The sequence below is a fragment of the Streptomyces fildesensis genome, assembly GCF_016107395.1.
In the GTDB taxonomy this organism is placed as follows: Bacteria; Actinomycetota; Actinomycetes; order Streptomycetales; family Streptomycetaceae; genus Actinacidiphila; species Actinacidiphila fildesensis.
Genome location: NZ_JAAIKO010000007.1, coordinates 252,323 through 266,395, shown reverse-complemented (window position 1 = coordinate 266,395; position 14,073 = coordinate 252,323). Strand labels below are relative to the sequence as shown.

Annotated in this window: 12 protein-coding genes; 8 read left to right on the top strand and 4 right to left on the bottom strand. The window is 71.0% G+C overall.

Going from position 1 to position 14,073, the window contains the following annotated elements; all coding sequences use genetic code 11:
• The first annotated feature begins 149 nt into the window (after positions 1 to 149).
• A complete protein-coding gene (locus C6N31_RS14420) occupies positions 150 to 2,621 on the top strand; it encodes a SpoIIE family protein phosphatase (RefSeq protein ID WP_198357653.1) in 2,472 nt (823 codons plus the stop codon).
• A 48-nt stretch (positions 2,622 to 2,669) separates the two neighbouring features.
• Here the strand turns inward: C6N31_RS14420 and C6N31_RS14415 are convergent, their stop codons facing one another.
• Positions 2,670 to 3,320 (bottom strand): DUF1707 SHOCT-like domain-containing protein, encoded by a 651-nt coding sequence (locus C6N31_RS14415; RefSeq protein WP_187145121.1) that lies wholly within the window; start codon positions 3,318 to 3,320, stop codon positions 2,670 to 2,672.
• A 95-nt stretch (positions 3,321 to 3,415) separates the two neighbouring features.
• Positions 3,416 to 3,796, bottom strand: coding sequence for a serine integrase family protein (locus tag C6N31_RS14410; protein ID WP_187145122.1), 381 nt, complete (start codon positions 3,794 to 3,796; stop codon positions 3,416 to 3,418).
• A 355-nt stretch (positions 3,797 to 4,151) separates the two neighbouring features.
• On the opposite strand from C6N31_RS14410, the gene C6N31_RS14405 reads away from it, so the two are divergent.
• Positions 4,152 to 4,949: a maleylpyruvate isomerase family mycothiol-dependent enzyme gene (locus C6N31_RS14405; RefSeq protein ID WP_244809575.1), complete on the top strand. Its 798-nt coding sequence runs from the start codon at positions 4,152 to 4,154 to the stop codon at positions 4,947 to 4,949.
• Between the two features lie 20 nt (positions 4,950 to 4,969).
• Here C6N31_RS14405 and C6N31_RS14400 read toward each other — a convergent pair whose 3' ends face one another.
• Positions 4,970 to 5,380, bottom strand: a complete 411-nt coding sequence (locus C6N31_RS14400; protein WP_138352837.1) for a DUF1003 domain-containing protein — start codon at positions 5,378 to 5,380, stop codon at positions 4,970 to 4,972.
• Between the two features lie 247 nt (positions 5,381 to 5,627).
• Here C6N31_RS14400 and C6N31_RS14395 point away from each other — a divergent pair, with 247 nt between their 5' ends.
• From C6N31_RS14395 to C6N31_RS14385, 3 genes are all read left to right on the top strand, one after another.
• Positions 5,628 to 6,251 (top strand): DoxX family membrane protein, encoded by a 624-nt coding sequence (locus C6N31_RS14395; RefSeq protein ID WP_138352838.1) that lies wholly within the window; start codon positions 5,628 to 5,630, stop codon positions 6,249 to 6,251.
• Positions 6,252 to 6,408: 157 nt separating this feature from the next.
• Positions 6,409 to 7,389 carry a universal stress protein gene (locus tag C6N31_RS14390; RefSeq protein WP_138352839.1) on the top strand — a complete coding sequence of 327 codons (981 nt, stop codon included), beginning with the start codon at positions 6,409 to 6,411 and terminating at the stop codon, positions 7,387 to 7,389.
• Positions 7,390 to 7,540: 151 nt separating this feature from the next.
• Positions 7,541 to 7,999 (top strand): pyridoxamine 5'-phosphate oxidase family protein, encoded by a 459-nt coding sequence (locus C6N31_RS14385; RefSeq protein WP_198357652.1) that lies wholly within the window; start codon positions 7,541 to 7,543, stop codon positions 7,997 to 7,999.
• Positions 8,000 to 8,038: 39 nt separating this feature from the next.
• Here the strand turns inward: C6N31_RS14385 and C6N31_RS14380 are convergent, their stop codons facing one another.
• Complete coding sequence (locus C6N31_RS14380) at positions 8,039 to 9,754, bottom strand: sensor histidine kinase (RefSeq protein WP_138352841.1); 1,716 nt, start codon at positions 9,752 to 9,754, stop codon at positions 8,039 to 8,041.
• A 281-nt stretch (positions 9,755 to 10,035) separates the two neighbouring features.
• On the opposite strand from C6N31_RS14380, the gene C6N31_RS14375 reads away from it, so the two are divergent.
• The 3 genes from C6N31_RS14375 (at position 10,036) to C6N31_RS14365 (ending at position 14,008) form a co-directional block, all read left to right on the top strand.
• Complete coding sequence (locus C6N31_RS14375; RefSeq protein ID WP_138352842.1) at positions 10,036 to 10,749, top strand: response regulator; 714 nt, start codon at positions 10,036 to 10,038, stop codon at positions 10,747 to 10,749.
• 241 nt (positions 10,750 to 10,990) lie between these two features.
• Positions 10,991 to 11,482, top strand: coding sequence for a Crp/Fnr family transcriptional regulator (locus tag C6N31_RS14370; RefSeq protein WP_198357651.1), 492 nt, complete (start codon positions 10,991 to 10,993; stop codon positions 11,480 to 11,482).
• A gap of 132 nt (positions 11,483 to 11,614) precedes the next feature.
• Positions 11,615 to 14,008 carry a phosphoketolase family protein gene (locus tag C6N31_RS14365; protein ID WP_138352844.1) on the top strand — a complete coding sequence of 798 codons (2,394 nt, stop codon included), beginning with the start codon at positions 11,615 to 11,617 and terminating at the stop codon, positions 14,006 to 14,008.
• The last annotated feature ends 65 nt before the right edge of the window (positions 14,009 to 14,073 follow it).

Sequence of the window (14,073 nt, the reverse complement as noted above, 5' to 3'; positions counted from 1 at the left end):
CCGGGCTCGTGGTTGCGCCATTCGGGTGTACCGGTGGGTGGGGCGGACCCGGCCGGTGCCCGACGGGGGAGCCCCGGGCGTACCGGAGCGGTTGTGGCGCCAGGGCTCCGGGCCCACCATGAGGTAGTGGATTAAGGCGGAACTGTGCGATGGACGGAGCTGACGGGGTGGACTCCCGTGGACCCCTCGACGTCACGAGAGCAGCCACAGCGGTTGTCGATGCCCGTGGCAGGGTCATCGGGTGGAGCCCGGCGGCGGCGGAGCTGCTCGGCTACGAGGCGCACGACGTGCTCGGACGCCCCGCTGACGACCTGCTGGGGCGCCGTGCGGGCACCGGCGAGCACGCCGGCCCGCCAGGGGCGGAGCGGAGTACCCGCAGCGTGGTCCTCCATCTGCGGCACCGGGACGGCCGCTCGCTGCGGATCGCCACGACGATGGTCCCGGTCTCCTCCGAAGGGGCCGGGCCGGCCTGGCTCCTCGTAGCCGCCGATTCCGAGGAGCTGGCCCAGTGGGAGGCCCGGCAGGCGATGCTGCAGGGGCTCATCACCCGTTCCTCCGTCGGCCTCGCCATCTACAACGCCGACATGCGGGTGATGTGGATCAACGCCGAGCTGAACCGCGAAATGGGGTCCACCCAGTACGTCGGCATGTCCCCGGACGAGATGATCCTGGACGCCGAGATTCTGTCCGAGGGGTATCCGTCCACGCTGGAACAGGTCATGAGGAAGGTGTTCGCCACCGGCGAGCCCGTCATCGATCTGCACTACGGCGGCCGCGCGCCCGTCGATCCGGAGCACGACCGCGTCTGGTCGTGCTCCTACTACCGGCTTCAGGACGCCCAGGGCAATTCGCTGGGCATGTGCGAGGAGTCGGTGGACATCACCGACCGTTACCGGGCCCAGCAGCGACTGGCCCTGCTGGTGCGCGCCGGAGCGCGCATCGGTACGACCCTGGACATGAGCCGCACGGCCCGGGAGCTCGCCGAGGTCGCCGTCCCGCAGTTCGCGGACTCGGTCACCGTGGACCTGCTGGAGGCGGTACTGGAGGGGGACCAGACCACGCCGGGGACCACGGCCGGACGGCGGCTGGTCCGAATGTGGGGGGAGACCGGGCAGGACGGCGGGACGACGGCCGAGGGGGGCCGGCGACGTACGGCGCGACAGTTGGTCGACTACCCACCGGCATCGGCCCAGGCCCGCAGCCTGACCTTGGGCCGGAAGGTCCTGGAGACCGGCACGAAACCGCAGGGCACAGCGCACGACGTGAAGGACACGCGGGAACCGCTGCTCCGCTCGTGTCTTGCCGTGCCGCTACGGGCCGGGCGCAGCCCGATCGGGCTCGTCACGTTCTTCCGGGACCGGGACACCAACCCGTTCGACGAAGGTGAGCTGGACCTCGCCGACGAGCTCGTCGCGCGTACCGCGGTCTGTATCGACAACGCCCGCCGGTTCACCCGTGAGCACACGGCCGCCCTCAGACTGCAACGGAGCCTGCTGCCGCAGAGCCTGCCGCCGCAGACAGCCGTCGAGCTGGCGTACCGGTATCTGCCCGCCGACAGCCGGGCCGGGGTCGGCGGCGACTGGTTCGACGTCATTCCGCTGTCGGGCACACGTGTCGGCCTGGTGGTCGGGGACGTGGTCGGGCACGGCCTGGGAGCCGCCGCCACCATGGGGCGGCTGCGCACCAGCGTCCGGGTGCTCGCCCAGCTGGACCTCGCCCCGGACGAACTCCTGACCCGGCTGGACAACCTGGTCGGGCAGTCCGCCAAGGAGTGGGCCGCGGTCAGGGGCGTGCGGGGCGGCGGGCCGGAGGACGACGAAGCGGTCGGCGCGACCTGCCTGTACGCGGTGTACGACCCGGTGACCGGACAGTGCAGCATGGCGCGCGCGGGCCACCCGGTGCCGGCCGTGGTCGACGCGGAGAGCGGCCTCGTCAGCTATCCGGAGCTTCCCGCGGGCCCGCCCCTGGGACTGGGCGGCCTGCCCTTCGAGGGCACGGACCTGCAGCTGCCCGCGGGCAGCCTCATCGCGCTCTTCACCAATGGTCTGGTCCAGTCCTCCGACCGCGACATCGACGCCGGGCTCGACCGGCTCGACGAAATCCTCGCCGAGCACCGGCGCCCCCTGGAAGAGCTCGCCGACCGGACCGTCTCGACGCTGCTCCCCGGGCCGTCGGACGACGACGCGGCCCTGCTCCTCGTCCGCACACGGAGGCTCGACAAGTACCGGGTTGCCGTGTGGGAGCTGGCCGCCGACCCGGTCATGGTCGGCCGCGCCCGCGCCGCTGCCACCGGGCAGCTCGGCGAATGGGGCCTGGACGACGTCTCGTTCACCACCGAACTGATCGTCAGCGAGCTGGTCACCAATGCCATCCGCTACGCCGAGGGCCCCATCCTGCTGCGGCTCATCCGCGATCAGACCCTCATCTGCGAGGTCTCCGACTCCGGACACACCTCACCCCATATGCGCCATGCGGCGAGCGACGACGAAGGCGGCCGTGGCCTCTTCCTCATCGCCCAGATGACCGAGCACTGGGGAACGCGCTACACGCCGACGGGCAAGACGATCTGGGCCGAACAGGACCTGCCGCCCGCGGGCAGCGCGGAACGGGCCGACGCGTAGCGGAACGGGCCGCCCCGTAGGCCGCAGTCGACGCCGCCACGCTCTACGTCAGCGGGCGATCGACTTCATCGGCCCGGGCCGGCGCAGCAGCCACTGCAGGAAACCGCGGCGGGGCGGCTTGGGCGGTCGCACCGTGATGCTGCCGCTGCGCACCTTCCCCGTCACATGGATACGCAGCCGGATCGGCGTCCCGGCGGAGACGTGCGCCCGATGGCGCACGCTGCCGCTGCTCACCGCGACCTCGTCGACGTCCACGAAAACGTCCGGCGGCACTATCAGGGTCACCGACCCGCTGCGCACCGACGCTTCGATCTCCAGGGTGGGCGATCCGATGACGGCACGGGTGAAGTCGAGAACGACGGAGCCGCTGTTGGACTCGATCTCCATCTGCCGGGGCACCGACCACGTGCCCTCCCGCTTCGCGCTCGCGCTGTCGACCGCGATCCGCGACCTGTCCTTCGGTGCGGGGGAGGGGACACCGCCACCCGCCCACGCCGGTCCGGGCGCCGGCAGATCGGTGAGCACCGCTTCGAGTTCTCGGTAGGTACGCGCCGTCAACGCCACCTCGAGCCGTTCGTCCAGCTCTTCGGCGGTCAGCCGGCCGTCTCCTGCGGCGACCCGCAGCCGCTCCACGACCTGGTCCCGGTCTTCGTGAGACGCGCGCAGTTCGCCGTGATCGGGTACCAATTCACCGGACATGCCCACACTGTAGTGGTTGTCCGACGAGGGGACACGGGAGCCGGTCGGAGGGGCGGCGGTCGGCTCTGTTGCGTTCAGAGCGTTCGCTGTCCGCCCTAGCCGGCGAGGGAGGGGTACGGCGAGGGGGAGAGTTCCCGGCGCTGCGGAAGTTCGACGACCTCGGCGCCGCATCCCCGGACGAAGTCCATCACGGAGTCGGCCGTACGGTCGTCGAGGGAGAACACCCAGCGACCGGGTATCAACACCGTGTCGATGGTCCCCACCGCGACCCGGGCGAGCAGCAGGCTCAGCTCCGGCCGCACGGCCCGACAGGAGACGCCGTTGTCCAGGAAGATCTCCGGGGCGTGGTGGCCGAGCCGGTCGGCGTGCTCCTCGAGGGCGTGCAGATGGACGGCCATCCGCCATTGGTCGTACGGGTAGCAGCGGAGATAGGCGGCGATCCGCGCACGACCCCGATAGGTGTCCGCCGTGGACATGACCGCCTCCTCGTTCACCCGGGCGCCGGATTCACCGGAATCGCCGGAGCGGCCGGGTCCAGGCTGGGATCTGTCCCACGACCCGCTACATACCGCCCATAGTGGACGGGAGAAGTAGTTGTTGTCTATACCATTGGCGGTAAATCTTTGGGCATGGGGGTCCCCGGGCGGTGGGACCGGACCCGGCCCCGGGTACGTGCCGCCCGCGATGCCTGGGTGCGGTCGGCCGCCCCCGGCCGGTGCTGTGGCAGGCTGCGAGGAGAAATCCGGCTGCCCGGACCGTCGACTCCCGGGCCCGGAGATATCACGGAGGTACGCCACGGTGAGCACATCGTCGGATCATTCGCGACGCACAGTGACGTCGGCCGATCACCGCGCTGCCGTCGCCACCGAGACCGATCGCTTCGTGGCGGCGGTCAAGGGCGCCGACCTGACGACCTCGGTGCCGAGCTGCCCGGGCTGGACGCTTGCCGACCTGGTCAAGCACACCGGGAGCGTGCAGCGCTGGTTCTCCGTCCTGCTGCGCCAGCAGGTCCAGGAACGGCCCAGGAGCCGCGACGTCGAGCTGCGGCTGCCTCCGGCCGAGGACGGCTACCCCGACTGGTTGACGGCGAGCGCCGCCGAGGCCGCGAGCGCCTTCGCGGCCACCGAGCCCGATGCCCCGATGTGGGTGTGGGGCGCGGATCACCATGCCCGGTTCTGGGTGCGGCGGATGCTCTTCGAGACGCTGGTGCACCGCACCGACGCGGAACGCGCCCTGGACCTGCGACCGGTGATCGACCGAGACCTGGCGGCCGACGGCGTCGACGAGTTCCTGACCAATCTGCCGTTCGCCGCGTCCTTCGCGCCCAAGGTGTCCAACCTGCGCGGCGACGGGAAGACCATCCGGTTCCAGTGCACGGACGTCAACGGCGACAGCGACGGCGACGTCAACAGCAACGGTGACTGGCTGGTCCGGCTGCGGCCCGACGGCTTCGGGCTCGACCCGCGCCCGCCCGGGTCGGCGACGCCTGCCGCCGACGCCACCGTGCGGGGCGCCGCAGCGGATCTGCTGCTGCTCCTGTACGGCCGGCTCGACCGTGACGCGGACCTCTTCGGGATCGAGGGCGACGAGGAACTGCTCGCGCACTGGTTCGCCAACTCGGAGTTCTGAGGCACCCGCACCACCGAACGTCAGGCGTTGCCGTCGGAGTCGCCCGATGCCAGTCGGCGGTGGATTTCCGTGGTCATGGCGTGGATGGCGCGCGTCAGCTCGGTGTTGGTCTTGAGCTCCAGCTCCTGCTCGACGAAGTCGTGATCCGCCTTGGCCTGCTGGAACACGGCCTGCCGATTCTGTCCGATCATGACGAACGTCGACAGGAAGATCGCCTCGAGCGATACGACGAGCGTCAATGTGGGCCAGGGGTTCGACTCGGCGACCAGCATCCAGACCAGGAAGGCGACGGCGTGGAGATAGACGAACATCATGGAGCCGGCGAACTTGGTGATCGCGTCGGCGATGCGCAGCTGAAGGTCGGAAGAACGACTGGCGCGGTGCGCCACGACAACCGGATGATGCCGCGCGTGGTCGTCGGGCCTGCTCATCGGGATCTACCGCCTTCTGGGGTCGTCGACCGGTGCCGTGGCGCCGGGTGAACTCGCTGCATGGTGTCAGACCTGCGGATCCCGGGCCCGGGCGCGTTCCCGGTCGGCCGAACGGGCCCTCGGAGTAGGGACGTTCGGCCCGGTCGTCGGGACTGCGGGCCCCTGCGCTCCCGGCTGCCGCGACGGCACATTGAGAGCGGACGCGGTTGCCGCGTCCGTCCTCCAGATCCCGGAAGGGATGGCCATCATGGCAGTCCACGAGCACCCGCAGCAGCACACCGGGTTCCACCTGCCGGTACGGCGCAGGGCCGGTGCCGCGGCGGTGTCCGGCACGGCGCCCGCTCTGGCGGTCACGTCGACCGGCGCACGGGTCCTCGCCGGGATCCGGGTCTTGACGGGGTTCATCTTCCTGTGGGCCTTCCTCGACAAGGCGTTCGGCTGGGGTTACGCGACCGCGTCCGGCAAGGGCTGGGTCGACGGCGGCTCGCCGACGAAGGGCTTCCTCAGCGGGGTCTCGGCCGGTCCCATGGAGTCCACGTTCCATTCCTGGGCGGGTGCCGGCTGGGCGAACTGGCTGTTCATGCTCGGCTTGCTGAGCATCGGCGTGGCCCTGACGGCCGGTGTCGCACTGCGGTTCGCCGCCGTCGCGGGCACCGCCATGATGGCGCTGATGTGGATGGCGGAATGGCCGCCGGCCCGGCACGGCTCCGACGGAACGCTGAGCATGTCCAGCAACCCGCTCGTCGACTACCACCTGCTGTACGCGGCGGTCATGATCGCGCTCGCCGTCGCCTCCGCCGGCACCGTCTGGGGCCTCGGCCGGATCTGGGCGCGACTGCCGGTCGTCCGCGACCACCGCTGGCTGCTCTGACCCCCACCCGGCACCCGCCCAGCACCGTTCCGTCAGGTGGGGTGCACCGTCGTCACCTGACCGGGGCCGATCGGCCCCGGTCAGGTGATCCTGCGGCCCTCCTCCCGCCGTCCGGCGGCCGGGAGCCGGCCCCACATCCCCGAGAGAGGCCCACACCATGTTCCCCACCATCACCGCCGGCCTGGACGGTTCCCCCGAGAGCATGGCCGCGGCGGACTGGGCGGCCGGCGAAGCACGCCGCCGCGGGCTGACCCTGCGCCTCGTCCACGCAGGCGAATGGCAGCCCGACACCGTCACCCCGCACACGCCGCTGGGCGGTCCCGGCCCCCCGCAGCGCCACTGGGGGGATCGCGTACTGCGCGACGCCGAGGCGCAGGTGCGGCTGCGCCACCCCGATCTGCGGATCGTCGGCGAGCAGATCGCCAACGAGCCCGTGGCGGCCCTCCTGGGCGCCGCGAACGGCTCGGAGATGCTGGTCATCGGCTCACGGGGACTCAGCGCCGTCGCCGGCTTCCTGGTCGGCTCGGTGGCGCTCGGGGTCGTGGGACGGGCCACTCGGCCCGTCGTACTGGTCCGGGCCGGGGAACCGGACGGGACGGCGCAGCCGGCCGACCCCTCCACGACCACGACCGCGACTGGGACCGCGACCGCGACCGCGACCGCGACAGCGACTGGGACTGAGACGGCGACCATCCCGGCTCCGCCCCGCCATGTCGTGCTGGGTCTCGACCTGAACAGCCCGGGTGATGCCGTGATCGGCTTCGCCTTCGAGGCCGCCGCCGTGCGTCAGTCGGCGCTGCGCGTCGTCCACGGCTGGTACCTCCCGGCCTACTACAGCTTCGGGACCGCGGACCTCGCCGTGAACCAGGACGTCGGCGGGGAGCTGGCCGAGCAGAAGAGGACCGCGCTGGCGGACGCGCTGCGTCCGTGGCGGGAGAAGTTCCCCGGCGTGAGGGTCACCGCACAGGCGGTGATCGGCCGGGCCTCGCACCATCTGGTGGACTCCGCCCGCGGCGCGGGCCTGGTCGTCATCGGCCGGCGCACCCGCACCTCGGCGATCGGCGCGCACATCGGCTCGGTCACTCACGCCGTGATGCACCACGCCGCCGCTCCGGTCGCCGTCGTCCCGCACGACTGAGTACGACCGAGCACGTCCGCCCGGTGGCGCCCAGGGCCATGTGGCCCTGGTGGGGGACATGCGGCCCTACCGCGTGCGGGCGTCGTGAGGAAGCATGGTCGGTGGGCGAATGGATCGTCATGACGGCATGGACGGTATTGAGGATCGAACGATGCACCGACACAACGGTTTCCGGGAGCTGGATCGCCGGGAGAGTCTGCGTCTGCTGTCTCTGGTGACGATCGGCCGGGTCGTCTACACCGAGGATGCCCTGCCCACGATTCTGCCGGTTCACTTCCTCCTGGACCCGGACGGTGCCGTGCTGTTCCAGGCCTCCGCCGCCTCGCACATGGCGCGCGCGGTGCGGGGTGCGGTGGTCGCGTTCGAGGCGGACCACTTCGACGAGTCCGGCCACACCGGTTGGAGTGTGGTGATCACCGGCCGGGCCTCCGTGGTCACGAACCTGGTCAAGGACGCACGGTTGAGGTCGAGCGGTCCGCGGCCGTGGCTGGAGACGGGTGACGGGATCTTCATCCATGTCGAACCCGAACTCGTGGCGGGGCGCGTCGTCGACCGGAACGGTCATGTCCCGGCGGAGCAGGTCGAGTTGTCGCCGGCCGACATGCCCTGACGGAGGCGGACGCCACGCAGGGAGCCGGTCGGGGATCCGCTATTCCGCCTTCACCGGCACCTGCCAGACGAGGGTGGTCCCGCCGTCCGGCGGGCAGATCAGCTCCATGTCGCCGCCCAGCTGCAGGGCGCGCTCCCGCATGTTCCGCAGGCCGTTGCCGGTCCGTTGCGCCGGAAGTCCGACGCCGTTGTCGGTGGTGGTGAGGACGACCTGCCGGCCGTCGGTCTCCAGGGCCACCTGCACGCGGGTGGCGTGGGCGTGCTTGGCGACGTTGCTGAGCGACTCCGCGAGCACCGCCATCGCATGGTCGGCGACCTCCCGTGGCACCTGGGTGTCCAGCAGCCCTTCCATCCGCACGCTCGGCGTGAAGCCGAGTACCGCGGAGGCGTCGGAGGCGGCCCGCACCGTACGGGCCCTGAGGGTGTGTTCCGCGCCGGTCTCGCGGGACCGCAGGCCGAAAATGGTCGACCGGATGATCTTGATGGTCTCGTCCAGGTCGTCGACAGCGCGCCGGACCCGTTCCGAGGCCTCCGGGTGCTCGATGAAGCGGCCCGCGCTCTGCAGCGTCATCCCGGTGGCGAAGAGGCGCTGGATCGCGAGGTCGTGCAGATCGCGGGCGATCCGGTCCCGGTCCTCCAGCAGCGCGATCTGCTCGGCGCCGGTACGCCGTTCGGCCAGCTCCATCGCCACCGCCGCCTGCCCGGCGAAGCCCAGCAGCGGCTCGATCTCGTCCGCGATGAAGGAGGTCCCGCCGGCCGCGCGGACCAGCAGCAGTACGCCACGCGGGCCGTCACCCGTACCGATGGGGACCGCGACCGCGGCCTCCAGCCGGTCATTGCGCGGCACGTCCGTGCGGACCGACTCGTCCAGGTTGATGTTCTCGCTGGTCACGGGCTTCCCGGAGGAGAAGGCAGCACCCACGAGGCTGCCCTCGACCGGCACGACCAGACCGCGCAGCGCGGGTGCGTCCCGGCCGATGACGAGTTCGACGGAGAGCGCCGCCGCGTCGTCGACGGGCAGCGCGATAAGGGCGAGTTCCGCACCGGTGATCTCGCGGGCGCGTTCGGCGATGAGGCTGATGACCGCACTGCGCGGACTGCCCGCCATGAGCGTGTGGGTGATCTCCGCGTTGGCCTGGAGCCACCGCTCGCGCCGCCTGGACTCCTCGTACAGCCGGGCGTTGTCGATCGCCACCCCGGCGGCCACGGCCAGCGTGGCCAGGACGGACTCGTCCTCGGCGTCGAACTGCCCGCCGCCGCGCTTCTCCGTCAGATACAGGTTGCCGAAGACGTGGTCGCGCACCCGGATCGGTACCCCGAGGAAGGAGTCCATCGGCGGGTGGTTCGGCGGAAAGCCGTACGAGGAGGGGTGATCGGAGATCCGCGGCAGCCGCAACGGGTGCGGATCGCGGATCAGCACGCCCAGGATTCCGTGCCCCGACGGGTACGCGCCGATCGCGGTGATCTGCTCGGGCGTGAAACCGACCGTCACGAACTCGGCGAGCCGCTCGCCGTCCGGCCCGATCACGCCCAGCGCCGCGTACTCGGCCTTCACCAGTACCGCCGCCGCCTCGACGATATTGCGCAGCACCTGCTCCAGATCCAGCTCACGCCCGACGGAGAGCACCGCCTCCAGCAGGCCGCGGACCTGGTCCCGGGTGCCGCGCGCCGCGTCCAGCCGGTCCTGCAGGTCCTCGAGAAGCTCGTCGATCCGCAGCTGAGGAGACTGCCCGGTGCCCTCGTCGACGTTACCCACCGATATGCCTCCAGGTGCTCGTGACGGAATGCAGGCCCATCGTCACAGCCCCCTCCACCGTACTCGCCCCGGTCCACTCCACGGCGTGCCCGCGGGCGGCGGCCCTCCGGCGGCTGGGCCCCGAAGAGCGGAGAATGGGAGGGTGCGGTGGCGATGACACCACGGATCAGGGCCACCTGGCCCTGTCACCACGGCGCGGGGAGCCGCAGACTGAACGGTGAGCGCCGTTCGGGACCCGTCCGCTGGACGGCGAATCCCGGCGCAGGATTCAGGAGCTCTTGATGTCGGACAGCGACCGTCCCACCCCCGCGGCCGGGATCACGGTCTTCCTCCTCGACGACCATGAAGTGGTGCGGCGGGGGGTGCGTGACCTGCTGGACGACGAACCGGACATCACGGTGATCGGCGAGGCCGGCACCGTGGAGCAGGCCCTCATCCGCATTCCCGCGCTGCGCCCGCAGGTCGCCGTGCTGGACGTGCGGCTGCCGGACGGTGACGGAGTGACGGTCTGCCGGGAGCTCCGCTCCAAGATGCCCGAGCTCGCGTGCCTGATGCTCACGTCCTTCGACGACGAGGAGGCGCTCCTCGACGCGATCATGGCCGGTGCCTCGGGGTTCGTGCTGAAACAGATCCGCGGCTCCGACCTCGTCTCGGCCGTCCGCACCGTCGCCTCCGGACAGTCGACGCTCGACCCCAGCGCGGCGGCCCGGCTGATGTCCAAGCTGCGCGGCGCGGAGGAACCGGCACCGGAACTGGTCGCGCTGCCCAGCCTGACCGAACGGGAGCGGGAGATCCTGGCGCTGGTCGGCGAAGGGCTGACCAACCGGCAGATCGGACAGCGGTTGTACCTCGCGGAGAAGACCGTCAAGAACCACATCTCACGGCTGCTCGCCAAGCTGGGCGTGGAGCGACGCGTCCAGGCCGCCGTGATCGCGACCCAGGCCCAGGACCGGCTGAACCAGGAAGGCCGGCACGACGCCGGTCACCGACGGTGACCGGCGCACACTGACCGTTCGCCCCCGTCCCCGGTTGCTCGTCGGCGGATGCCGCCGCGCAAGCGGGCCACCCCGCCGGCAACTGAGGACGTTCGGGCCCCTGCGCGTCAGCGCCCCCTGGGTGAGGATGGGAGGGCAGGCAGGATTGATGGACAACCGGAGCACGGACAAACCAGAGCGGCGAAGCGCGACCACGCCTGCACACGTCGAAGACCGCGGAGCCGCGGAAACGGACAGTGCGATGTCCACCACACACTCCATTCTCGACAGGCTCACGACCGCACACCGTGACCGACTGATGGCGCTGTCCACACCGGTCGCCTTTCCCGCGGGCACCCGGATCTTCGACGCCGACCGGACCGCCGAACGCTTCTGGGTCCTGGACCGTGGCGAGGTGACCCTGGACCTGCACGTCCCCGGACGGCAGGCAGCCGTGGTGCAGACCGTCTCGGCGGGCGAACTCCTCGGCTGGTCCTGGCTGTTCCCGCCGTTCCGGTGGCAACTCGGCGCCCAGGCGCACACCGCCGTGCAGGCCTGGGAGTTCCCGGCGGCGGCGGTCCGTGAACTGTGTGTTGCCGATCCCGCTCTGGGACATGAGTTCGTCCTGCTCTGCGCCGCGGTCATCGGAGACCGGCTGCGCTCCACGCGCACCCGGCTGCTCGACCTGTACGGCCCGTTCGGGGTGTATCGCGACGGCTCGGTATCGGTGGGCGGCGCGGAGGACGACTTCTGACACCGCGGTTCACGCCGCTGGAAGTGAGGGCCGTTCGGCCCCCCGGATGTCCCTCATCGGCCCAAGAGGCAGGGCCGCACCGCGTCGCAGAGTAGGAGCGACGCCGGTCCGGCGCCTGCGGAGGAGATGGATATGCCTGGCACCAGGTCAGAGACGCAAAAGAACGACACCTACCTTGACGACGCCGAACTGGCGGCACTGAACGCGCATTGGCGGGCGGCGAACTACCTGGCCGTCGGCCAGATCTACCTGATGGCCAACCCGCTGCTCACCGAACCCCTGCTCCCGGAGCACATCAAGCCCCGGCTGCTGGGCCACTGGGGCACCTCGCCCGGTCTCAACCTCGTCCACACCCACCTCAACCGGGTGATCAAGGCACGCGACCAGGACACGCTGTGCGTGTGGGGGCCGGGGCACGGAGGACCGGCGGTACTGGCGAACACCTGGCTGGAGGGGACCTACAGCCGGACGTACCCGGACATCGGCCGGGACGCCTCGGGCATGGGCAAGCTGTTCCGGCAGTTCTCCTTCCCGGGCGGGGTCCCCAGCCACGTGGCACCGGAGACGCCCGGATCGATCCACGAGGGCGGGGAGCTGGGCTACTCGCTCTCGCACGCCTACGGCGCCGCACTGGACAACCCCGGCCTGCTCGTCGCCTGCGTCATCGGCGACGGTGAGGCCGAGACGGGACCGCTGGCCGCCTCGTGGCACTCCAACAAGTTCCTCGACCCGGTGAACGACGGAGCGGTCCTGCCGATCCTGCATCTGAACGGCTACAAGATCGCCAATCCGACGGTCCTGGCACGGATCCCCGAGGCCGAACTCGACGACCTGATGCGCGGGCTGGGCCACGAACCGATCCACGTCACCGGGGACGACCCGCTGCGCGTGCACCAGGACATGGCCCGTGCGATGGACACGGCACTGGACCGCATCGCCCTCATCCAGCGCACCGCCCGCGAGGAGGGCGTTGGAGAACGCGCCCGCTGGCCGATGATCGTCCTGCGCACCCCCAAGGGCTGGACCGGTCCCGCGGAGGTCGACGGGCTGCCCGTCGAAGGCACCTGGCGCGCCCACCAGGTCCCGCTGTCCGGAGTGCGCGACAACCCGGAGCACCTGCGCCAGTTGGAGGCCTGGCTGCAGTCCTACCGGCCGGCCGAGCTGTTCGACGAGCACGGCCGCCCGCGCGACCAGGTGCTGGAATGCCTGCCGGACGACGAACGAAGGCTCGGCGCGAGTGCGCACGCCAACGGCGGTCTGCTGCTGCGGGACCTGCCGATCCCGGCGCTGGAGCGGTACGCCGTTCCCGTCGACAAACCCGGCGCGACCCTCCACGAGCCCACGCGCGTCCTGGGCGACCTGGTGGAGACGATCATGGAGGACACCGCGGAGCGCCGCGACTTCCGGCTGGTCGGCCCGGACGAGACCGCGTCCAACCGCCTGCAGAGCGTCTACCGGGCCACGGGCAAGGCATGGCAGGGCGAGACCCTGGAGGTCGACGAGGACCTGGACCGGCACGGCAGGGTCATGGAGATCCTCTCGGAACACACCTGCCAGGGCTGGCTGGAGGGCTATCTCCTGACCGGCAGGCACGGTCTGTTCTCCTGCTACGAGGCGTTCGTCCACATCGTCGACTCGATGGTCAACCAGCACATCAAATGGCTGCGCGTCTCCCGGCGGCTGCCCTGGCGCCGCCCCATCGCGTCGCTGAACTACCTGCTCACCTCGCACGTGTGGCGGCAGGACAACAACGGCTTCTCCCACCAGGACCCCGGCTTCATCGACCACGTCCTGAACAAGAGCCCCGAGGTCGTCCGGGTCTATCTGCCCCCGGACACCAACACCCTGCTGGCGGTGGCCGATCACGTGCTGCGCAGCCGCGACTACGTCAATGTCGTCGTCGCCGGCAAGCAGCCCTGCTTCGACTGGCTCACCCTGGACCAGGCCCGAGCGCACTGCGCCCGCGGCGCCGGGGTCTGGGAGTGGGCCGGCACGGAGGACGGCACCGGCGAGCCCGATGTGGTGCTGGCGTGCGCCGGGGACGTTCCCACGATGGAAGTCCTGGCCGCCGCGCAACTGCTGCGCGTCCATCTGCCGGAGCTGAGGGTGCGGGTCGTGAACGTGGTCGACCTCGCCCGGCTGCTGCCGAAGGAGGAACACCCGCACGGCATGCACGACGCCGAGTACGACGCCCTGTTCACCCGCGACCGGCCGGTCGTCTTCGCGTACCACGGCTACCCGTGGCTCATCCACCGGCTGGCCTACCGCCGTGCCGGCCACGCGAACCTGCATGTGCGCGGTTACAAGGAGGAGGGCACCACCACCACGCCGTTCGACATGGTGGTCCGCAACGACCTCGACCGCTACCGCCTGGTCATGGACGTCATCGACCGCGTTCCCGGCCTCGCCGTCCGCGCCGCCTCCGTCCGGCAGGACATGGAGGACGTGCGGCTGCGCCACCACGCCTGGATCCGCGAACACGGGGTGGACCTGCCCGAGGTCGCGGACTGGACCTGGACCGGCTGAAACCGGCCGCACGCCACCGTCGTGCAGGGCTGACGCACGAAACCGCCGCACCGAACCGCCGAGCC

Excerpts from the sequence above, each read along its gene's own strand:
- C6N31_RS14420 (WP_198357653.1), top strand. The coding sequence starts at position 150 with ATGGACGGAGCTGACGGGGTGGACTCCCGTGGACCCCTCGACGTCACG.
- C6N31_RS14415 (WP_187145121.1), bottom strand. The coding sequence starts at position 3,320 with ATGTCCGGTGAATTGGTACCCGATCACGGCGAACTGCGCGCGTCTCAC.
- C6N31_RS14410 (WP_187145122.1), bottom strand. The coding sequence starts at position 3,796 with ATGTCCACGGCGGACACCTATCGGGGTCGTGCGCGGATCGCCGCCTAT.
- C6N31_RS14400 (WP_138352837.1), bottom strand. The coding sequence starts at position 5,380 with ATGAGCAGGCCCGACGACCACGCGCGGCATCATCCGGTTGTCGTGGCG.
- C6N31_RS14395 (WP_138352838.1), top strand. The coding sequence starts at position 5,628 with ATGGCAGTCCACGAGCACCCGCAGCAGCACACCGGGTTCCACCTGCCG.
- C6N31_RS14390 (WP_138352839.1), top strand. The coding sequence starts at position 6,409 with ATGTTCCCCACCATCACCGCCGGCCTGGACGGTTCCCCCGAGAGCATG.
- C6N31_RS14385 (WP_198357652.1), top strand. The coding sequence starts at position 7,541 with ATGCACCGACACAACGGTTTCCGGGAGCTGGATCGCCGGGAGAGTCTG.
- C6N31_RS14375 (WP_138352842.1), top strand. The coding sequence starts at position 10,036 with ATGTCGGACAGCGACCGTCCCACCCCCGCGGCCGGGATCACGGTCTTC.
- C6N31_RS14370 (WP_198357651.1), top strand. The coding sequence starts at position 10,991 with ATGTCCACCACACACTCCATTCTCGACAGGCTCACGACCGCACACCGT.
- C6N31_RS14365 (WP_138352844.1), top strand. The coding sequence starts at position 11,615 with ATGCCTGGCACCAGGTCAGAGACGCAAAAGAACGACACCTACCTTGAC.